Source organism: Candidatus Megaera polyxenophila (genome assembly GCF_029982035.1).
Classification (GTDB): domain Bacteria; phylum Pseudomonadota; class Alphaproteobacteria; order Rickettsiales; family Rickettsiaceae; genus Megaera; species Megaera polyxenophila.
This window is the reverse complement of sequence record NZ_CP104166.1, coordinates 416,891-437,049: the sequence shown is the minus strand read 5'-3', so window position 1 is coordinate 437,049 and position 20,159 is coordinate 416,891. Positions and strand designations below refer to the sequence as shown.

The following is a 20,159-nucleotide window of genomic DNA, read 5'->3' as shown; positions in this document are numbered from 1 at the left end:
TGATTTAATATTAGTAAATGCTAGTAATAAATATTATGCTTAATCGTAATGATTTTAATATTGATCGCCCTGCCGGCAAAAATGAATTTTCAGTAACTGAAATATCAAATAAAATTAAATGGTTACTTGAGAATAATTTTTCTGTTATCAGGATCAGAGGAGAAATTTCCGGTCTTAAAGTTGCTGCCTCAGGCCATGGATACTTTAATTTAAAGGATACAAATGCCGTCATAGCTGCAACTTGCTGGAAGCATTGTCTTTCTAGAGTTAATTTTTCCCTTGCGGAAGGACTAGAAGTTATTGTTACTGGAAAAATTACTGCTTATGCCGGCCAATCAAAATATCAAATTTCAGTAGAAATGATTGAGCCAGCAGGGGTTGGTGCTTTTATAAAGATTTTGAACGAGAGAAGAGAAAAATTAGAAAAAGAAGGGTTATTTAAATTAGAGTATAAAAAAAAGATCCCTTATTTACCAAAAAAAATAGGAATTATAACATCATTAACCGGCGCAGTTATAAAAGATATTATTCATAGAATTACTGACAGATTTCCGGTCAATTTATGTATTTGGCCAGTGACGGTTCAAGGAGAAACAGCTGCTAGCGAAATTACTATTGCTATAAATGGCTTTAATTTATTAGATGAGGGGCTAAAACCAGATGTGATAATTGTAGCAAGGGGAGGAGGATCAATAGAAGATTTATGGCCATTTAATGAAGAGGAAGTAGTACGAGCAGCTTTTGATTCAGCTATTCCGATAATATCGGCTGTAGGACATGAAACTGATTATACACTTATTGATCTTGTTGCTGATCTAAGAGCTCCTACTCCTACCGCTGCCGCTGAATTTGCTGTTCCGGTGGGAGAGAATTTAAAGTATACATTAAATTCTCTATACAATAATATAGAAAGGCGAATTTCTATATTATTAAAACATAAAGCTCACATTTTGAGCAATTATAATCGGTTATTACAATACCCAATAAACTATTTAAATTATAATATACAGAAACTGGATGATTTAGGTTTCAGACTCACTGGCTCCCTACCGAGCTTGCTAAAGCAAAAAAATCTTGCCCTTCAATATTTTCCTTATTCTCGTTTTAAACCAACAAAAATATTACATTATAAGTATCTGCAGTTAAACAGTTTTAAAAATAGCCTGTTAATCAGAAAAGCTACTTTGCTAAATCAATTTGAGCATAAACTATCAATCAACAGCTCTATTCTAGCTAGCCTGGATTATAATAAAGTACTAGCCAGAGGTTATGCTATGTTAAAAGATCCCAATGATAATTATATTTCAACGGTATCAAAAGTTCAGTCTTCTAAATATATAACAGCTCACCTTAAAGACGGTCAAATCAAGCTGTCTAGCTTTAATAACTTTAAAGATGCTTAACTTTTTCTTATGGGCTAAACCATAAGTCTTGTATTATATCAAAATATATTTCCTTGGCTGGAATTACCTATTGATGTTTATTACCTGATTTTCTATGGGGTAATAATAGAATTTGGGATATCCATTCTGCTAGCTAATTCCTTGTAACTGAGCCAGCGATGCTCTTTTTCTAAAATTTCAAAACGCAAGTTTTCCAGTTGTTCATCTACAGTAGAGGTAGTCATTAAAGATACAGCGGTATAGTGAAATCCTTCAAATTTTATTTTTAGCTTCGCGCAAAGTTTTTCCAATGATTCCAGGTTATTTAGCTGATCATCGATAAATACTATTCTTTTAGGATAGTAATTTTTTTTGTGTAAAATATGTTCCAAGACTTTAGCTTTATCTACTTCTGCTGTTAAAATAATTCCGGCCTTTAGCATTGGAGTACCGTGCATACTTTTTAATTCGTTTATGGATAATTCTCCATGAAATGGTGTTAAATTAGTAAAGTCGATTCCTACACTTTGTAATTCTTTTATCCGCAAATCTTCCATTTTTTCTATGATACCAAATTTGCCGGTTGCAAGAGAGGTTAAAGCAACTGTTGAGATATTTTTATTGTTTAAATCAGACAGGACAGTAATGATACTAGGATCTACTAGACGCCATTTTGCTGATGATACTGCAATACTGCGTAAAAACTTGAAATCTTCTTCTGAAGACCTTAACTTAAACTCGTGCCATAATTGCTTGCGGTAAGGGTTTCTGTTAAGGCTATATTCATCAGTAGGCATGATCAGCACGTGATCTACATCAAAAATTACTAGAGTATCTGAATCCATATTCTTAATATTAGATTCAAGAAGTTGAAAATCGGTAATTTGAGTTATTTGAGCATATGCGGTCATATTCGTTGCTGCCAAAATGTATAAAATAATTACCCAAATGATATTTTTCATAAAAACTATTTTTAGAATAATTTACGAATATTATTTAAAATAATAGTTTAATTTTAAACATAAATTAGTAATACTAAAAGAGTAAACCAAAATCAAAATCAACCACTTTCATCTGAGAGATGAAAGTTTGATCTTTGCGACTAGAAGTCGCTTATCAAGCTAAAGCTCATTCTAGCCTAATATTTGAAGTAAAGTCGGTCTCATGAGCGTCAGTGTGTTTGTTGATATATTCGTTAATCATATCATCTGTAACATTACCGCTAGTTGAACTGAAGTATCCTCTGCCCCATAAATGTCTACCCCAGTATTTCTTTTTTAGTATCGGAAATTCTTCCTGTATTCTTTTAGATGATCTTCCCTTAGCTTTCTGAACAAATTCACTAATTTTAATATGCGGAGGAATATTTGCAAATATATGGACATGGTCGCTTGATACAACGCCATTTTCTATCTTTATACTCATTTCCTCAGCTACCTGTAACACTAGTTCCCGAACACGTTTTTTTATGTCGTAAGTAAGTACCTTATAGCGATATTTCGTTATCCATACTATATGATAACGATGATAAAAAACTGAATGTGATCTTTTGTTATAGTAAGTCATAGACTTATGATGCTACCGCATCATGGCGCATTAGACAAGCTAAAGCTTTTCCATCTGGAAGATGGAGGTTTTCACCACCAAAGGGACTATAAATATTTCAGATGTACAATACTCAGACAGCTCATTCACTAAACTCCCAGCAAAAAGAAGCAATTGGATTATTATCTATAGGGACTTTTCTTGAATATTTTGATTTATTGCTGTATGTTCACATGGCAGTTCTCCTTAACGAGCTTTTCTTTCCTAAGGCAGACCCTTTTACTGCAAGCCTACATTCTGCTTTTGCGTTTTGTTCTACCTATGTTTTAAGGCCTTTTGGAGCACTAATTTTTGGTTATATCGGCGATAATATAGGCCGTAAAGCTACTGTTATCATAACCACAACGATGATGTCTTTATCATGTATATTGATGGCAAGTCTACCGACCTATTCGCAAATAGGAATTACCGCTTCCTGGGTAGTGACTATATGTAGAATGGTACAAGGTTTATCTGCCATGGGAGAAGTAACAGGAGCAAATATATATATTACTGAGATCACTAAGCCTCCAATACAATACCCAGCTGTAACGATGACATCAATTTGTAGTGCTTTAGGAGGAGTCTTTGCTTTAGCTGTGGCTACGTTTGTTACATCTTTTAATTTTAACTGGCGTATCGCTTTTGGGATTGGTGCAGTAGTAGCAATTGTGGGAGCAGTTGCTAGAACGAGGCTTAGGGAAACTCCTGATTTTGCAGACGCAAAACGTAGGGTGAAAAAGGCTTTAGCACAAATTAAACGAGATCCAAAAATTTTAAAGGAAAATGTTATATGGACTGAAAAGGTAAATAAGAAAACAGCTCTTTCACTATTTTTTATAGAATGCTCATGGCCGGTATGCTTTTACCTTGCATATATGTATTGCGGAAACATCCTTAAAAATTTATTCCATTTTACTCCAGAACAAGTAATTCACCAAAATTTTATTGTATCACTAATCCAGCTGTTTGCTTGGGTAATATTATCATATTTAAGTTATAAAATATATCCTTTAAAAATTGTAAGAGTAAGGTTAGTAATATTTACAATATTTATCCTATTCTGCCCATATTTTCTTGATAACATCCAATCTTCTTTCCAAATGTTGCTGATTCAGTCAGTTATCGCTGTATTTGGATATATGGGAACGCCTGCTATGCCAATTTTTTACAAGCGCTTTCCAGTTTTTAAACGCTTTACTTATACAACATTTGCATATGCATTATCGCGTGCCTTTGTATACATAGTTACTGCATTTGGACTGGCGTATTGTTCAGAATATTTAGGTAATTGGGGAATTTTAGTTATTGTAGTCCCGACGGCAATTTTATTTATTTACGGTTTAAGCCATTTTGAGAAATTAGAGAAAGAAGATTTTAATCGCTTCCAAAAGGGAGAGGATCATCTTCGTCAAGCAAGTTAGGGTGTATATATTTAGAACATAACTGAATGATTTCTTTTTCCGCATTGCTAATATTAAGGTATACCGCAAGGACTAAAAAAGTACTTATAGTTTCTTCTAATATTTTATGGATCTTCTCTGGAGATTTAACGCTGATAGTCTGTATATTGTGCAATCTATCAAATAGTTTAACTAAAAGAAGGTCATATTTCTTTTGTAACCACAAAGATTTGACCATCTCTGCTGAGCTAATTTTATTACCGCCCTCTTTAATTCGGCTAAGGTCAACGACTTGGTTTGCTACTAATGGACTAAATTCAGTCTGAATCACCTCAAAGGTAAGATCAGTATCTTCTATGGTATCATGTAATATACTTGTTACAAGTATATCTGTTCTAAATAAATAATCAGAAACCATGTAGGCTACTTCAAGTGGATGGGAATAATAGGAGAGTAGACCAGTGGAACTTCCCCACTAGTCTCTCGCAAAACGGTGCGTGAACCTCTCAATTCACACCGCTTCCATTAGGCAAACGTATCTATTATTCCTTTTTCCCAGTGTACAAATAAACTTGGATCTCTTTTAGCAATTTCTTTTAAAAGTTTTCCTGCTTTTGCTTTACTACCTTTAAACTTTTTATACTTACGCATAAGCCACTTAAGAATATTCGTATTAAAATGTCGCATCACTGATTTATATAGCTCTGTAACATGATATTTTCCGTAATATTCTATCCACCCTCGCAGGATTGGATTATATTTCTCAGCTATATCCTGTATACTAACGTCAGTTTTACGACTAACACTACTCTTGCGTATCTTTGCTCGCATTGATTTCTGTGCGTCTTTACTTACTGCAGGGTTAAAACTTACAAATATACTATTATCTTTGCTGTTTTTAACCTTTCGTCGCCTAAAGCTATATCCTAAAAACGTAAACTCTGTATTTGGATATTCACCCTTACGCTTATCATCTTTGCAATAAACAATCTTTGTCTTTTCTGGATGTAGCTCTAATCCACATTCTTTAAACCTTTGCTTCAGTGCTACTAACAGTTCTTGCATTTCTTGTTCGCTATCCCCGTGTACTAAACCATCATCAGCATACCTACACCATTTTAGTTGTCGGTATTGCCTGTTCATCCAATTGTCAAACACATAGTGTAAAAACAGGTTACTTAATATAGGACTAATCACCCCACCTTGCGGTGTGCCTTTTGTTCTGATACTTACCTCACCATTTGGTAATTCTATAGGTGCTTGTAACCATCTTTCTATATATAATAATACCCATTTGTTATCTGTGTGTTTTCTTACTGCTTTTAATAATAGTTCGTGTGGTATATTATCAAACAATCCTTTAATGTCGAACTCTAATATCCAATTACTCTTCCAGCATCGCTGACGAGTAATACCTATAGCTTCTAATGCTGATTTTCCAACTCTATAACCATAAGAATCTGGATAAAAATAAGGTTCTACTAAAGGTTCAAAAACTAACTTCACTACCATCTGTGCTATTCTGTCAGATATAGTTGGTACTCCCAAAATCCTTTCACCTCCAGTTTTCTTAGGTATTGCTACCGCCTTGACTGGTGGTGGAAAATAACTACCTGATGATAGCCTATTCCATAGTTTATAAAGATTGTCTTGTAAGCTTTCTTCAAAGCTTGTCAGAGTTTGCTGATCTACTCCAGCAGCACCATCCTTCGCTTTGACTAGTTTAAAAGCTTTCATTACTAGTTTCTTTGGAATGGTAAATGGTTTTGTTGCACTCAAAATTTCCTCCTTTTGCAAGTTGCATTTTAAATGTAACTACCTAACGCAATCCCTTCGCTCCACTCCCATTACAGAAGTTTCTTCACTACTACGAATTGCTCCGCCCTAGTTCCTTGCGTCGGTACTCTCATATTCAAGGTATCCACCTCTTATATTTCTCCCTTAACATCAAGGCGACTAGTTCCCATAGTTCCTTATAAAAGCCTATGATCAGACTCACGCTACCTTTACGCCGGACACCACTTGCACAGTAATCAGGTCTCTTGCAAATTGATCCTAGAAGGGAACCTCACTTCCAGTTTTGATGTCATATTGTAAGACTTACGACGCGTTGTCAGTAGTTCACGTTAGTTCGTCTTTCTGATCCACACCTGCCAAGTCTATTCTTGACTTTTCCTCAACGCTCACAACCATCACTCTTTATGACAGCTACTTGAGGTGGTTTGAAGCCTGCTCCTGAAAACCGACTCCGAAGGACCTACCTTCATCTTTTATAAAGCTTACAAGGATTTGTTACTTCCTCCTTGCTTCTCTATGGCACACTGGTTCTCCTGTCTCACGCTTCTGTGCCCCATGATATTTTTTAGCGTAATAGATTACCTCAGTTCGGGATAAGCGCGTAGTTTAGAGATAAATCAAAACTATAATTTATTGAAGGTTTATTTTTTTTAAAGCAATATGATATAAACGTGGATAGTATATGCACAAAGGCATTGATTGGTGATCTATGTCTCGTGTGTTCAAGGTTCATTTTATTTTTTAAATAATCAAATACAGTTTCAATTATATTTCGTTTGCGTAGTAAGATTTTTTCGTTTAAATCCATTAATTTATTTGGCATATTCTTTTTAATTCCATGCACCATTTTCAATCCTCTTTCATATAAATTAATGAATAGATTTTGCTTAATATAACCTTTGTCGGCGTATATAAAACCAGTTAAATCCGTTGTTAGATCAAGCACAGGAACTCTATCATCTACGTTTCCCTTAGTCATTTTTAGCGCGATAAATTCACCTTTTTCGTTGATCACTAAATGTAATTTAAACCCATAAAAAAAGCCCATAGATGATTTGCCTTGCTTGGCAAGCCCAGCAAATGTTTTATTCCTATAGCGTCTTTTATTGTGGCAGATTTTGATTGCGGTAGTATCCATAAAATATGTGCCAGTTTCTTCGCCAAATAACATATGCAAAAGTATATTAAACGGTAAAAATAATCTAGACATTAGTTCTACAAAACGGTTATAACTTAAGGCATTCGGAAAATCGTTTTTGTGGATATACTCTATACAAGTTTTGTAAAAATATTTAAAGTTCTTTGCATGAGACGTATGATACATTACCATGATCGTCATAATCTCGCTCAAGCTCATACTACATAAGCGATTTCGCTGTTTATTGCCAGGTAATAATTGCTTTTTTTCGTAACCAGAGTAAATTTGGCAAAAATCATCTATAAAGCTGTACAATTCCGTGATATCTTTTTTCATGCCTGTGGTTGCCATTTTTTGTTAAAAAAGAGCTTTATCACAGGCATCACCATCTTGCAACCCTTGTATCTACTATATATTTATGCAATCCTTATCCCGAACTGGGGTAGATTGCCTTTTTAACCTCTAATACGTTAATTTTCTTTTTGGCTTTTTCGTTTAACGCAACAAGTTTTATAATTAACCTATCAGAATAGGAGCAATTTTCGTAACTTGTAACCCAGGTATTCTTTTTTTCTATTGAGCTTACCTTTATCTGTTTATCTTTATACTACTACAAATAATATGTTCGGTATATACAGCGAATTTTTTAACTACCAAGATATGTTTAATTTGGTGAAATTTTACCATTAGAGAAATCAACCACTTTCATCTGAGAGATGAAAGTTTGATCTTTGCGACTAGAAGTCGCTTATCAAGCTAAAGCTCATTCTAGCCTAATATTTGAAGTAAAGTCGGTCTCATGAGCGTCAGTGTGTTTGTTGATATATTCGTTAATCATATCATCTGTAACATTACCGCTAGTTGAACTGAAGTATCCTCTGCCCCATAAATGTCTACCCCAGTATTTCTTTTTTAGTATCGGAAATTCTTCCTGTATTCTTTTAGATGATCTTCCCTTAGCTTTCTGAACAAATTCACTAATTTTAATATGCGGAGGAATATTTGCAAATATATGGACATGGTCGCTTGATACAACGCCATTTTCTATCTTTATACTCATTTCCTCAGCTACCTGTAACACTAGTTCCCGAACACGTTTTTTTATGTCGTAAGTAAGTACCTTATAGCGATATTTCGTTATCCATACTATATGATAACGATGATAAAAAACTGAATGTGATCTTTTGTTATAGTAAGTCATAGACTTATGATGCTACCGCATCATGGCGCATTAGACAAGCTAAAGCTTTTCCATCTGGAAGATGGAGGTTTTCACCACCAAAGGGACTATAAAGTCAATGACATAAGCTTTTATTATAATCTATTGCTTCTGACTTAATCCCTACACAATCAAGTATCGAATGAAATATGCTGCTTTGATCTACCTTAATTCCGGTTTTTTTACTAGCATTAAGAAATTTATCGAGATTGGTTTTTTTAGCTAAAAACTTTTTAGATGCCCAAATTATCAAAGGTATATGTTTTTGCTCTATCGGAGCTAATTCGAAAGGATATGAATGAGCATATATTCCGTTTTCTCCTAAAGATTCGCCGTGGTCAGAAATATATATAAGAATTGAATTAGTTTCTCCCAATATTTCGATCAATTCTGATAAAAAATAATCAGTGTAAACTATTGTGTTATCATAAGAATTACCTAATTTTTCTGCATCTAAACACTCATTTGTGGAATAGTAGAGTTCGTTATTTATACATGTAGGATTAAAAACCTTAAATTCATTTGGGTATCTTAGATCATATAATCTATGACTACCTATTGTATGAAGAACGACCATATTAGATTTATTTTTATTTTTTACTAATATATCCTGAACGAAAGGTATCAAGTCGGTATCGTAATTGTTACCAGTATTGGAAATTCTTATATCATCACTGAATAGGTTTTCAGAAGCTTCTGCAGCAATTAAATTAATTAATTTATATCTGGTGCCTTGATTAGAAAACCAATAAGTTTTAAATTTGAGCTGATCAAATACCTTAATAAAGGAAGATAAATGATAATATCCTTCTTTTTTCATTATGCTTTGTATTCCTAAAGGAGTATTGGTAGCTAATGAATACGCTTCCTTGTAAGTAATGAGATTTTGCAGATGAGCCAAATTTGGCGTCGTATTTCGTTGATAACCATTGATCCCCCACCTATCTGCTCTGGCGGATTCCCCGATAACTAAGATAACATTTAAATTTTCCTGATCAGTCGTATCAATCTCAAAGGTAAAAACCTTAGTTATATTTTCAGCAGAATTAGTGGTTTTGTAGAGTGAGAGGTAATTTTTTAGACTTATAATGTAATTAAAAGGCATGAATGAGCATAAAGCATTACTTAAGTAACGGAACGTATGGATATTAGCTGGTAAGATACATATATTAGAGACTAAGCCGGTTATTAGAAATGTTCCTATTATAAGGATATCTTTGGCTTTTTTGCGCAGCAGACTAGTATATTTTGTTGTTAGCCAAAATAAAATGCAGGGTAGAATCCCAGTTAGCATAAACCATATAAGAAAAGAGAGGTTGAACAATTCAGAAGCTTCTCTTGCATCTGTGTGTATAACACTTTGAATTAAAGTGCTGGAAATGACGATTTTATAATAAAATTTAAAGTAATTAATTATACTGGCTATTAACAAATAAAGGTAAACCAAGCATGAAAAAAATATAGCGGGAATAACTAAACTTATTAATGAGATAAGCAAAAACGAACATAACAGGAATATAGTTACACTTGCGAATTCTTGAAACGTACTCAGGAAATAGGCTTCTTTTAAAAATAAGTAATTAGCTGCAAGGAAAAATAGACTGGGAACGATTTTGATCATTTAAATTAACGCCAAATTCTGTATTTAATTAACTGATTTTTTGTCCAACAAAGTAGCATTTATATCCTAAATTATTTAGAGTTTTTTTATCGTGAATATTTCTAAGATCAATAATATTGGGGCTATTTAATTTTGGCAGGAGTTTTGCATAATCAATTTCTACAAACTCTGGCCATTCAGTGGCTATAATTATAGCATCTGCACCACTTGCGGCCTCAAAAACAGAAGGGCAACAAACCAGTTTATTGCCGAAATATTTATAGGCATTAGGCATACCTTGAGGGTCATAAGCTTTTACTTCGACGCCGTTTTCCCACAGTAAGTTTATCAATTCGATTGCAGGGCTACTTCTTAAATCGTCAGTGCCCGCTTTATAAGTTAACCCTAGAACCGTAATTTTTTTTCCGCAAATATTGCCGCCAAGAAACTTTTTTATTTTTTCAACCATTAACCTTATTCTATTACTATTGGCTTTAATAACAGCATCTAGAACAAGAAAATCTGATTTGACTCGAGTAGTTAAATATTGAAGAGCCAAAATGTCTTTTGGGAAACAGGATCCTCCAAAGCCAGGACCTGCTTTTAAGAAATCAGAACCTATTCTTTTATCAAGGCCCATACCAGTAGAAACTTTATTTATATCTGCACCAATAACCTCGCATAAATCGGCCATCTCATTAATAAATGCAATTTTACAGGTTAAAAAACTATTGGAGGCATATTTGATTAATTCGGAAGTTATCAGATCAGTTTCCAGAATTGGTGTCCCTTGGTTACCGAGCGGTTTATATATCTGCTTCATAATTTCCAGAGCGGGATCAGATTCGTAGCCTATAATAATTCTGTCCGGATATAAAAAATCATGTACAGCTGAGCCTTCTCTCAAAAATTCAGGATTAGAAATTATAGGGTTATTGAAACCATTTTGTTCCAATAATTCTTTAACTTTTTTGCAAGTTCCTGGAGGTACTGTAGATTTAATAACGAATACACAATCTGGATTCGCATATTCAGCCGCAGCCAGGGCTGCTTTAAAAATATATTGTAAATCTGCGTTTCCGTCATTTCCTTGAGGTGTGCCTACAGCAATAAATATTGCTTCTGATTCATAGATTGTGTTATCGTAACCACATACAAAATTTAACCTATCTGTATTGCCATGTTTAGTTAAATATTCTTCTAATCCATCTTCAAAAATTGGGACTTCCAAATTTTTTAACTTATTAATTTTTACTTCATCAATATCACGGCACGTAACAGAATGACCTAAATAACTCATCATTACGCTAGATACTAGCCCCACATAGCCACTACCAATAAATGTAATTTTCATCGACTCTCTACAGATTATTTAGCCACATTTATAAATTAAGGCTCAGATTACTCTAAAATTAACAAAAGTAAAATAAAAACTGCACTAATAAGTGTGATGGCTTGTAAGATCAAGGCTGTTATACTATTGTGATAACTGAACTTATTTCCGATTAAGCTAATGAAAGCTCTACGTATACTCGTTATTTTAAGCATAATTTTTATTGCGCTAGTGGTTTTGGCTATTTGCGGATTAAGAGCAGGAAAATTAAATACTCCTATTAATTATGCGTTGCAATATTATTTTCAGTTAAAGAAAATTGATCCTCAAATCGGTTATTTAGCTCTGGAAGCGAATCAGGCCCGGATAGATTCGATTGTAATATCAAGAAATGGTATCGAATTTACATTAAATAATATCGTGATTAATTATAATTTTGATCTAAATTATAAAGAATCCCGATTTTCGGCAGTTGTGCAGATAGACAAGATAAGCCACCTATCGGTGGCAGCTTAAAAGAAGATACCCTTGACCGATAAATATTTATGGAGGATTATAATACTGGTATTTGATTTGTTTTAACTTGAGTTATAAAGACTGAATGTTAGACATACATAAGATAATATATAATTGAGTTATGAGTAACTTGCACTCTGAGCAGCATTTGGTCAATGAATTAGCGGTAAAAACTCTTAAGGCCATTTCTAAAGAGCAAGCAATTCCTTACAGCAGGATCAAAAAGATTTTTTCCGAAGGAGATAAGGAAATAGCCAAGGCTTTCTGGATAATGTTGCGAAAAATATCTCCCAATCATAAGTATAATTCTGTTTACTATTGCCCTGATTGTAAAGAATTTGATTTAGAACGCAAAGGAAGAAAGATTCCTTGGTAAGAAAACATTAACTATAAGTAATTTATGGAAATAGTCGGTAAAGGAATATCTATAAAACATATTTTTCTAGACCGTGGTAATTGGTCTCGATTTCGCTAAAAAATACGGCAAGCTAAGATACGGCATTATTTTCAACGTCACTAAAGTTATATCGTGTGGAACGAAATATTTAGGATTTAAACGTTATAGCTGCCGTGATTGTAACCGCAATAAATCGGTAGCATTCAGCTGTAAAGGTAGGTTTTGTTCTCGTTGTGGTAAGAAACAAACGGATCAATGGGTGAGTAAGGCTAGCAATGTTCTACCAAAAACACGATGGCAGCACATTACATTTACAATGCCGGACTCTTTATGGCCGATATTTTGGCTCAATCGTGATCTGTTTGGATTGATTTCCGGTATTGCAGCAGGAATTATTAAGGAGATAGCTACAAAGAAAAATCTTGTGGTTGGTATATTTACTGCCTTACACACTTTCGGTAGAGATTTAAAACGCAATGTTCATATCCATTTATCGGTTACTTGCGGCGGTATAAATAGCAAAGGCAAGTGGCAAAAATTATTTTTTCCTGCCGAACCTATTAAAAAAATGTGGAGACATAGAGTCCTTGAGTTATTTCGCTTTCAATATATCTCAAGTAATTTGAAGTTGCCGTCCGCATATCAAAATGCTGAGAATTTTAATAACTGGATGAGTAGTTTATACGAAATCAGTTGGTATGTTTATTTACAAAAACCATCGGATGATCATAAACGCAACATAGAATATTTAGGGCGGTATATAAAACGCCCCCTATTTCCGAGACAAGAATAGAAAATTACGACGGAAAGCAGGTAACGTTTAAATTTCTTGATCACTATAATAATACAATTGATCGCATAACTATGCCCGTGATGCAGTTCATAGCTAGTCTGATTATGCATATACCAGATCGTTATTTTCGAATGATTAGGTATTACGGTTTTTTATCTAATAGAACTAGGGGCGTACAATTACCTATCGTATATAAGGCAATTAATCAAATCGTTCATAAGAAAACTAAGCTCATTAGTTGGAGATTAATGATTTGGTTGAATTTTAAAATAGATCCTCTGTTTTGCTATAATTGCAATAAATGTATGAATCTGCGGCAAGTTTATTACGGTTTATCTCCGCCATTGTTATTAATAAGAACCAATGAATTATTATCAACGCCTAGATAACATCATTATGGCGAACACTTCTTTCACGTCTTGGCCACATAATTTGTAAAACTGAACCTATTTTTAGATAGATTCTGGCAGAGATTTTTGTAAAAGTGTTGATAATTTCTAATATTGTGGCTGGTAACTACATATTTATTAAACGAATTTTTAAAAAGCTGATTGATGATTTTTCTGGTTGCAAATTTTGAATTTCCTATACTATAAAATAATACAAGGGTACGTAAATATCTCTAGACCAGAAGATCACAATATCAAATCAGCATTATGGTCAAGAAAATCAGTTAATGCACTCATCAAAAAACATTGTGGATTTTTTCTTCCCCTAAGTACAATAGGCGAATATTTAAGAAGATGGGGGTATACTGCACAAAAGCCAAAGAAGTTAGCATATGAGCAGCAACCCAAAAGGGTTCAATTTTGGTTAGATGAAGAATATCCGTCAATAGCCAAGCAAGCAGAATATGAAAAGGCAGAAATACATTGGTGCGACGAAGTAGGGATAAAACAAGAGTGTCAGGTATTACAAAGCTATTCTTTAAAAGGAAAAACCCCTGTTGTGATTCATAAATCGAAGAGATTTAGTATAAACATGATATCCACTGTTACAAATAACGGTAAGCTAAGGTTTATGCTGTACGAAGAGACACTAAAAACAAATGTATTTATAGAATTTTTACGGAGGTTGGTAAAATACTCCAAGAAAAAAATCTTCTTAATCCTAGATAATCTCAAGGTTCATCATAGCAAAAAAGTACAAATATGGACTCGGAAACATAAAAAGAAAATTTCTTTATTTTTTCTGCCTCCGTATACTCCGCAACATAATCCGGATGAATAATAAAAGAAATCCCCGCCGCAAGCAGCGGGGTATTTTAGAATTTTAGAAAAAAGCTAACTGATGGTCGTCATGCAGTTTCTTATATTCCTTGCCTTGATTTTTTACGTATTTTCCTATCATATTCTCATTTCCATGCTTACCTACCGTACTTGTGAAATATCCATCAGTCCAAAATTCTCCGCCCCATAATTGTTTCTTAACCTGTGGACATAATCTGAATATTTGACGAGCCGTAACACTTTTAATTATCGTTACTATTTTTGTTACGCTATAAGTCGGTACAGATTGTACTAAAAAATGTACATGGTCTTCATCAGTTCCTATTTCTAAAAATTTTATTTGATATCTCTTTTCTATCCCTAAACATACTTCCCTTAGCACTTGATCAACCGATACATCAAACACCGCTCGGCGATATTTTGCTGGAAATACCAGGTGATACAGTAAAACAGTAACATTGTGACTCTTGTGTATATATTTGCTCATCCCCACATCTTACGCCGCAAGCGGCGGGGAATATACCCAAAAGAGATTTAAACAACGATTTAAAAAGAAATGTAAATAGGAAACATATACCTCTTACAAAATCTGAACTCCAAGGGAATTTAAAATCTTACCTAAGGACTCTGCAAAATAACCCAGAACATATCAAAAGATTATTTCAGGCGAAAGAAGTAAAATATGCCGCCTAAGTCGGGTATTTAATTGGTGGGTTAATATAAAATAAAAGCGAGTACTCCTGATAATCAACAATTGGCGACTGGTAGGATAGACATTGCTTATGAAAGCTTTTTTATCAAAAATGAATCCAAGGTTTTGTTAGATATAGACGATATCTTTTACAAACAAGCACCTAATAACGCCGATAAGCCAATCGAACTCCAGAATGGAAAAGCTCAAATAGAATACTCTTTTGCAGATAAACAATCTAAATATGATATCAAGGTAAATTTTAAGGATGGTGTAACCTTTGATCTGCATGGTAAACTTAGTAATAACATCGCTTTTACAGGAAATGTAAAAAATTTACCCCTAACGATTTATAAGCCTATTTATTACTTGTACCAGAAGGATGATTTATTGATTTTCTTGAATGAATTTATTAAAGAAGGAATTCTCGAATCTGGAGAATTTAGTGTTAATGTATCAGAAGAAGACATTAAAAATAACAATTATAACGGAGAAAATATAAAGGGTTTTGTTAAAGTAAGAGATCTAAAGTTTGTTTACAATAATGAATTACCTCCTTTAACTAATATGCAAATCGATGTTTTGCAAAAAGGAATGGTTACGGAATTTATTATCAATAAAGCAAACTCGACCGATATTGAAATTACTAATGGCTTAATACATATGGTTTGGCAAGGCCAGGAACATACTAAATTATTAATTACCGCAAAAGCTCAAGGTCCTACTAGCGCTCTAACGGATTTTATTACAGTTAACATTCATAAATTGTTGAAGCAGGCTTCTATTGATTTAAGAAAATTTTCTGGAAAAGCAGATATTGATATAAAAATAGAAATCCCTATAAAACCGGGTACTAAAGATACTTATGACATAACTGCCAAAATACCAAATACAGGATTATCTATCTTTAATAATAAAATTACCCTTAATAAAGGAAATATTTTCGGTAAATATAGTGGTGATAGACTCAAAATAACAGGAGAAGGTAAAATCAACGGCTTCGATTCTGAAATAGAGTTTACTCAAAATTTTGAAGATCAGACAGAATTTCATCATAAATTAAATATAATAACTGCTCTGCAATTTAGTAAATCTAGTAAAAAACCTCAAAAAGTTGGTTTTATAAAATTACTTGGCGGTAATTCAAAATTAAATTTTGAATATATTAATATAAATGATGAGGGGAGAATTACCGTAAATTCTGATTTAAAGAACTTAGACCTATATTTTGATAAATTAGGGATTCATAAAAAACAAGGAGAGAAATCAAATTTTATTTTAAATGGAATTTTAGAGAACCCTATAAAAGGAAAAATTAATTTTAAGGTTGCTGGAGATAATAATCTTAATATCAGCGGTTTGATAGATATTGATGAGACCACTACTAAAATGATATTGGATAAAATTAATCATCGGCAAACCGAACTTTCTTCAAGCATATTAATCAATAAAGATAATTTTGATATAATTATTAAAGGTAAAACCCTTGATTTATCAAGAGCCGATATGTTCCAATTTCTTGAAAAAGAAAGGGATGCAGGTACTACTAAAATGCACCTTGCTGTAGATAAAGTAAAGTTAAAAAACGATATTTTGCTTAATGATTTAAAACTAAACTTTAAATGCACTTACATAAAATGTTACGAGGGGCAAATTGACGCAAAAATTGGTTCTAAAAAAGTTGAAATGAACCTTACTCAAGAGAGTAATTCCGAAAAATGGTTAGTAAAATCGGATAATGCCGGTGCTTTACTTAAAGGTATTGGAGCATATGAAGATATGAGAGCAGGAAGTATGCTATTAGTTTTAACAGCTAGTAGGAAAGAAATAACTGCTGGGGAAGTAATTCCTATTGTGGATGGTAAATTTGAATTCGAGCGTTTTGTTCTATATAATGCTCCTTCTCTTACCAAGCTTGTATCTGTTGTTTCTGTTCCTGGGTTTGTTAACATGATTAGCGGTAACAAGGATATAATATTTTCCAATATGAAAGGCAAATTCAACTTCCAAAAAGGAGTTTTACATATATTCCATAGTCAGGCGGTAGGGCCTTTTTTTAGTTTTACTATGCAGGGAGATATAGATACGACTAAGAGGGTTACAGATCTTTCAGGGCAAGTTACGCCTTCTCTTTATGGTTTAAGTGCACTTGTTGGTTATGTGCCGGTTATAGGAAAAATTTTTACTGGAGATAAAAAACACGGAGGAATTATATCTGCCCCTTATAGAATTAAAGATTCTTATTAGAGTGATGTAGAGAGTAACCTCGGAATTAAATAATTATGTAATAACAGACCGTAGTCAGTAAGTTTCAAACTATTGCTTGCTATAGTTATTAACTGTTGTTTGATATATTCATTGACAATATCATGGTTAAGAACATCTATAAATCTTAACTTTGTAAGTTGCATTAGGGATTCTTCTTTTACGCCGGTAGATAATCTTGTTCCCATCATTATTAATTCCTCAGCTATTTCAGAGCTTGAAAGCCTTACATTGTTTTGAATGCCATGACCTTGCAATTCCACGGAATTTAACCATTTATCTGGTTTATGGTGCATCATCACCGCTAATACTTCGGACCTATCATGAAGTCTGCTATGTGCTCCAGGTCCTATCCCTATGTATTCATCATAATTCCAGTAGCATAAATTATGAATGCACTCCTCTCCGCTCTTGGCGTAATTTGATATTTCATAACGATTATAGTCATGTTCTTTAAGGTAAGAAGTAGTCCACTCATATAAGGTAGCTGCTAAATCATCTGCCGGTAATGAAAATTTATTATAACGAAAGAGGTTAAAAAACGGCGTGCCTTTTTCAATAGTCAGCTGGTAAAGAGAAATATGGTTACCTGCGAGTGTTAAAGCAAATTTTAGCTCTTCCTGCCATTTTTTAAGCGTTTGATCTGGGCGAGCATAAATCAGATCAAATGAGTATCTAGAAAAAATCTTACTTGCCGATTCGATAGCATTAATAGCCTCACTGCTAGAATGTTTTCTTCCTAGCACCGATAAATCTTTTTCATCAAATGATTGTATGCCAAGAGAAACTCTGTTGATCCCTGCTGATTTAAATTGTTTGAATTTATCTGTTTCAAAAGAGGTGGGGTTAGCCTCGAGGGTAATTTCGCATGAATCAGAAATTGTGCCAATGGAACCTATTTTATCTATTATGCCTTGAACTACAAAAGGTTGCATCAGTGAAGGTGTCCCACCTCCAAAAAATATAGATTTAATTTCTTTGTTTCTTATTTTCCAAGTAAAGTGCTCTAGCTCTTTTTCATAAGCTTTTAACCAACTGTTATGATCTACGTTATTTGCAATATGGGAATTAAAGTCGCAGTAGGGGCAAAGTGACAAACAAAAAGGCCAATGGACATAAATTGAAATAGTGCTCATAACTCAATCATAAAAGGTACGTGGTCGGATGGTCGTATCCAGTCTCTGGCTTCTTTAAGGGTAGTAATACTCTTGAGTTGATGTTTTAAAGGCTGGGTTACCCATATATGATCTAGCCTTCGACCTCGATTAGACTTTCTCCAATCTCTATTTCTGTAGCTCCACCAGCTATATAATTTTTCTTCCATACTAGTAAAAAATCTGGCACTATCGACGAAGTCGAAAGAATGTTGGAGATTTATTAATAATTCTCGCTCAAGTGGTGTATGGCTCACCACTTTTTTTAACTGGGTACTGGACCATACATCATTAGCATGCGGAGCAATATTTAAATCACCAGCTAATATTATTTTATCGTTTTTATTCCGGTTGGTTAAGAACCAGTTTTCAATTGATCTAATATATTCTAGTTTATGTTTGAATTTAGGGTTAATCTCAATATCTGGCTCGTCGCCGCCGGCTGGCACATAAAAATTGTGAATCTCGATATCTCTTATTTTAGCAGAAATATGCCTTTTATCGTCGTTATAAAAGCTAGAAGCAAAAATGTTATCAATAGGATGTTTAGATAAAATTGCAACCCCGTTATAGGATTTCTCTCCTTTAAAAGCCATGTACTTATAGCCTATCTTCTTAATTTCATCTTGGGGGAATAGTTCATCAGGTGTTTTAGTTTCTTGCAGGCAGATTATATCAGGATTACTGATTTTTGCAAAAACAGAGAGTAAATCTAGCCTAAGACGTAGCGAATTTATGTTCCAAGTGGCTATTTTCATATTGTATCCTAACTTTTAAATAAAACAGCTCTTGCCTTTTGTATTTCTAACTCATTATTTTTTTTGCATTCGGGATTTGGAGAGCTAGAGATGAAAATGCAACCTTTATACTCCATTTTCAGATATTCTGCCGTTTGCCAAAAAGGATAATCAAAGCCTTGTGGTAGTAAATTAGAGGCTAAACTGCAAATAATAAATATTTTCTTGCCGTATAATTTACGTCCTAAATCTTTCCTAATATCAAGCAGGTCAGTTAAACGATCCAGAAAAATTTTCATGGTGGCACTCATCGTATACCAATAAACAGGAGTAGCCAGTACAATTAGGTCGTGTCTTATTACTTTCTCTATTAAGGGTATAAAATCGTCATCCTTATTGTAATGGTCATAATCATAAATAGAACTCATTGCGGGTTTGAATTTTTACGAAATAAAACCATTATAGCCTTGTATTTAAAAGGTTTGTAGATATATTGAGTATTCATTAATTTTATTTAAGTAACCAAATAGAATGAGCAGAATTAGACGATACAACAAGCTTCCTACTGTTTTGAGAGAAGATGAATTTAACGAATTTGTCTTACCGCATCTTAAAAAAGGCACACGTGGTCCAAGTAAAAAGATATCATTTTTCAAATTATTTAATTACATTCTTAAACTCATGCATACTGGTTGCCAATGGGAACAGATACCAATAGACAAAAATAAAGACGGCATGCCAGAAATTCACTATACTAATATCTATAATGCTTTTAAGTTCTGGGTTAAGCACGGATGCTTTGATAAGATTTTCGAAGCTTCGGTGGCAAGGTTATTTAAAGCTGGAATGCTTGATACTGATATATTACATGGTGATGGTACTTGTACTTCTGCTAAAAAAGGGGTGACAACTTAGGGTATA

Annotated in this window: 20 protein-coding genes and 2 pseudogenes; 10 read left to right on the top strand and 12 right to left on the bottom strand. The window is 33.6% G+C overall.

The features are described 5' to 3' along the window. The first annotated feature begins 35 nt into the window (after window positions 1-35). Complete coding sequence (gene xseA / locus N3Z16_RS02255; protein ID WP_410519630.1) at window positions 36-1,403, top strand: exodeoxyribonuclease VII large subunit; 1,368 nt, start codon at window positions 36-38, stop codon at window positions 1,401-1,403. 92 nt (window positions 1,404-1,495) lie between these two features. Here the strand turns inward: xseA and N3Z16_RS02250 are convergent, their stop codons facing one another. Both N3Z16_RS02250 and tnpA (N3Z16_RS02245) read right to left on the bottom strand, forming a co-directional pair. Beyond that, window positions 1,496-2,344 carry a DUF2608 domain-containing protein gene (locus N3Z16_RS02250; protein ID WP_223939602.1) on the bottom strand — a complete coding sequence of 283 codons (849 nt, stop codon included), beginning with the start codon at window positions 2,342-2,344 and terminating at the stop codon, window positions 1,496-1,498. A 166-nt stretch (window positions 2,345-2,510) separates the two neighbouring features. Continuing rightward, window positions 2,511-2,948 carry an IS200/IS605 family transposase gene (gene tnpA, locus N3Z16_RS02245; RefSeq protein ID WP_282485546.1) on the bottom strand — a complete coding sequence of 146 codons (438 nt, stop codon included), beginning with the start codon at window positions 2,946-2,948 and terminating at the stop codon, window positions 2,511-2,513. Between the two features lie 6 nt (window positions 2,949-2,954). On the opposite strand from tnpA (N3Z16_RS02245), the gene N3Z16_RS02240 reads away from it, so the two are divergent. Further along, the gene (locus N3Z16_RS02240) at window positions 2,955-3,080 is read left to right on the top strand and encodes a hypothetical protein (protein WP_282486571.1); all 126 of its coding nucleotides are present in this window, start codon (window positions 2,955-2,957) and stop codon (window positions 3,078-3,080) included. Continuing rightward, a complete protein-coding gene (locus N3Z16_RS02235) occupies window positions 3,050-4,390 on the top strand; it encodes an MFS transporter (protein ID WP_282486570.1) in 1,341 nt (446 codons plus the stop codon). Before N3Z16_RS02240 ends, N3Z16_RS02235 begins: the two co-directional genes overlap by 31 nt. Here the strand turns inward: N3Z16_RS02235 and N3Z16_RS02230 are convergent. The 4 genes and pseudogenes from N3Z16_RS02230 to tnpA (N3Z16_RS02215) all read right to left on the bottom strand — a co-directional run. Beyond that, window positions 4,344-4,817 (bottom strand): annotated as a pseudogene (locus tag N3Z16_RS02230) (HD domain-containing protein); the annotation flags it as partial. The gene N3Z16_RS02235 and the pseudogene N3Z16_RS02230 overlap by 47 nt on opposite strands. Before the next feature lie 77 nt (window positions 4,818-4,894). Beyond that, window positions 4,895-6,148 (bottom strand): group II intron reverse transcriptase/maturase, encoded by a 1,254-nt coding sequence (gene ltrA, locus N3Z16_RS02225; protein WP_282486135.1) that lies wholly within the window; start codon window positions 6,146-6,148, stop codon window positions 4,895-4,897. Window positions 6,149-6,749: 601 nt separating this feature from the next. Further along, window positions 6,750-7,640, bottom strand: coding sequence for an IS982 family transposase (locus N3Z16_RS02220; RefSeq protein WP_341850339.1), 891 nt, complete (start codon window positions 7,638-7,640; stop codon window positions 6,750-6,752). A gap of 427 nt (window positions 7,641-8,067) precedes the next feature. Then, window positions 8,068-8,505, bottom strand: coding sequence for an IS200/IS605 family transposase (tnpA, locus tag N3Z16_RS02215; protein ID WP_282485546.1), 438 nt, complete (start codon window positions 8,503-8,505; stop codon window positions 8,068-8,070). A gap of 6 nt (window positions 8,506-8,511) precedes the next feature. On the opposite strand from tnpA (N3Z16_RS02215), the gene N3Z16_RS02210 reads away from it, so the two are divergent. Further along, window positions 8,512-8,643: a hypothetical protein gene (locus N3Z16_RS02210; RefSeq protein WP_282486569.1), complete on the top strand. Its 132-nt coding sequence runs from the start codon at window positions 8,512-8,514 to the stop codon at window positions 8,641-8,643. Here the strand turns inward: N3Z16_RS02210 and N3Z16_RS02205 are convergent. After that, window positions 8,600-10,144 (bottom strand): phosphoethanolamine transferase, encoded by a 1,545-nt coding sequence (locus tag N3Z16_RS02205; RefSeq protein WP_282486568.1) that lies wholly within the window; start codon window positions 10,142-10,144, stop codon window positions 8,600-8,602. The genes N3Z16_RS02210 and N3Z16_RS02205 overlap by 44 nt on opposite strands. 28 nt (window positions 10,145-10,172) lie before the next feature. Further along, window positions 10,173-11,477: a UDP-glucose dehydrogenase family protein gene (locus N3Z16_RS02200; RefSeq protein WP_282486567.1), complete on the bottom strand. Its 1,305-nt coding sequence runs from the start codon at window positions 11,475-11,477 to the stop codon at window positions 10,173-10,175. 159 nt (window positions 11,478-11,636) lie between these two features. Between N3Z16_RS02200 and N3Z16_RS02195 the strand changes: the two genes are divergently transcribed. From N3Z16_RS02195 to N3Z16_RS02180, 4 genes and pseudogenes are all read left to right on the top strand, one after another. After that, on the top strand, window positions 11,637-11,972 hold the full coding sequence (locus N3Z16_RS02195) for a hypothetical protein (RefSeq protein ID WP_282486566.1): 336 nt from the start codon (window positions 11,637-11,639) through the stop codon (window positions 11,970-11,972). 121 nt (window positions 11,973-12,093) lie between these two features. Then, a complete protein-coding gene (locus tag N3Z16_RS02190) occupies window positions 12,094-12,348 on the top strand; it encodes a hypothetical protein (RefSeq protein WP_282485543.1) in 255 nt (84 codons plus the stop codon). A gap of 73 nt (window positions 12,349-12,421) precedes the next feature. Next, window positions 12,422-13,551, top strand: a pseudogene (locus tag N3Z16_RS02185) (IS91 family transposase). A 187-nt stretch (window positions 13,552-13,738) separates the two neighbouring features. After that, on the top strand, window positions 13,739-14,392 hold the full coding sequence (locus N3Z16_RS02180; RefSeq protein ID WP_282486565.1) for an IS630 family transposase: 654 nt from the start codon (window positions 13,739-13,741) through the stop codon (window positions 14,390-14,392). A gap of 42 nt (window positions 14,393-14,434) precedes the next feature. Here N3Z16_RS02180 and tnpA (N3Z16_RS02175) read toward each other — a convergent pair whose 3' ends face one another. Then, a complete protein-coding gene (gene tnpA, locus N3Z16_RS02175) occupies window positions 14,435-14,878 on the bottom strand; it encodes an IS200/IS605 family transposase (protein ID WP_282485655.1) in 444 nt (147 codons plus the stop codon). A gap of 330 nt (window positions 14,879-15,208) precedes the next feature. On the opposite strand from tnpA (N3Z16_RS02175), the gene N3Z16_RS02170 reads away from it, so the two are divergent. Next, on the top strand, window positions 15,209-17,329 hold the full coding sequence (locus N3Z16_RS02170; protein ID WP_282486564.1) for a YhdP family protein: 2,121 nt from the start codon (window positions 15,209-15,211) through the stop codon (window positions 17,327-17,329). On the opposite strand, the gene hemW is transcribed toward N3Z16_RS02170, so the two are convergent. The 3 genes from hemW to N3Z16_RS02155 are packed head-to-tail and all read right to left on the bottom strand — an operon-like array spanning window position 17,326 to window position 19,666. Beyond that, window positions 17,326-18,483, bottom strand: a complete 1,158-nt coding sequence (hemW, locus tag N3Z16_RS02165; protein ID WP_282486563.1) for a radical SAM family heme chaperone HemW — start codon at window positions 18,481-18,483, stop codon at window positions 17,326-17,328. The genes N3Z16_RS02170 and hemW overlap by 4 nt on opposite strands. Further along, a complete protein-coding gene (gene xth / locus N3Z16_RS02160; RefSeq protein WP_282486561.1) occupies window positions 18,480-19,259 on the bottom strand; it encodes an exodeoxyribonuclease III in 780 nt (259 codons plus the stop codon). Before xth ends, hemW begins: the two co-directional genes overlap by 4 nt. An 8-nt stretch (window positions 19,260-19,267) precedes the next feature. Continuing rightward, entirely contained in the window at window positions 19,268-19,666 is a 399-nt protein-coding gene (locus N3Z16_RS02155; protein ID WP_282486559.1) for an NAD(P)H-dependent oxidoreductase, read from the bottom strand. 103 nt (window positions 19,667-19,769) lie between these two features. Here N3Z16_RS02155 and N3Z16_RS02150 point away from each other — a divergent pair, with 103 nt between their 5' ends. Continuing rightward, entirely contained in the window at window positions 19,770-20,153 is a 384-nt protein-coding gene (locus N3Z16_RS02150) for a hypothetical protein (protein WP_282485819.1), read from the top strand. The last annotated feature ends 6 nt before the right edge of the window (window positions 20,154-20,159 follow it).

Coding starts and splice junctions, on each gene's coding strand:
- N3Z16_RS02210 (WP_282486569.1), top strand. CDS start 8,512: ATGATGCTACCGCATCATGGCGCATTAGACAAGCTAAAGCTTTTCCAT.
- N3Z16_RS02220 (WP_341850339.1), bottom strand. CDS start 7,640: ATGAAAAAAGATATCACGGAATTGTACAGCTTTATAGATGATTTTTGC.
- tnpA (WP_282485546.1), bottom strand. CDS start 8,505: ATGACTTACTATAACAAAAGATCACATTCAGTTTTTTATCATCGTTAT.
- N3Z16_RS02250 (WP_223939602.1), bottom strand. CDS start 2,344: ATGAAAAATATCATTTGGGTAATTATTTTATACATTTTGGCAGCAACG.
- N3Z16_RS02240 (WP_282486571.1), top strand. CDS start 2,955: ATGATGCTACCGCATCATGGCGCATTAGACAAGCTAAAGCTTTTCCAT.
- tnpA (WP_282485655.1), bottom strand. CDS start 14,878: ATGAGCAAATATATACACAAGAGTCACAATGTTACTGTTTTACTGTAT.
- N3Z16_RS02235 (WP_282486570.1), top strand. CDS start 3,050: ATGTACAATACTCAGACAGCTCATTCACTAAACTCCCAGCAAAAAGAA.
- xth (WP_282486561.1), bottom strand. CDS start 19,259: ATGAAAATAGCCACTTGGAACATAAATTCGCTACGTCTTAGGCTAGAT.
- hemW (WP_282486563.1), bottom strand. CDS start 18,483: ATGAGCACTATTTCAATTTATGTCCATTGGCCTTTTTGTTTGTCACTT.
- xseA (WP_410519630.1), top strand. CDS start 36: ATGCTTAATCGTAATGATTTTAATATTGATCGCCCTGCCGGCAAAAAT.
- N3Z16_RS02195 (WP_282486566.1), top strand. CDS start 11,637: ATGAAAGCTCTACGTATACTCGTTATTTTAAGCATAATTTTTATTGCG.
- N3Z16_RS02205 (WP_282486568.1), bottom strand. CDS start 10,144: ATGATCAAAATCGTTCCCAGTCTATTTTTCCTTGCAGCTAATTACTTA.
- N3Z16_RS02150 (WP_282485819.1), top strand. CDS start 19,770: ATGAGCAGAATTAGACGATACAACAAGCTTCCTACTGTTTTGAGAGAA.
- N3Z16_RS02200 (WP_282486567.1), bottom strand. CDS start 11,477: ATGAAAATTACATTTATTGGTAGTGGCTATGTGGGGCTAGTATCTAGC.
- N3Z16_RS02155 (WP_282486559.1), bottom strand. CDS start 19,666: ATGAGTTCTATTTATGATTATGACCATTACAATAAGGATGACGATTTT.
- N3Z16_RS02190 (WP_282485543.1), top strand. CDS start 12,094: ATGAGTAACTTGCACTCTGAGCAGCATTTGGTCAATGAATTAGCGGTA.
- tnpA (WP_282485546.1), bottom strand. CDS start 2,948: ATGACTTACTATAACAAAAGATCACATTCAGTTTTTTATCATCGTTAT.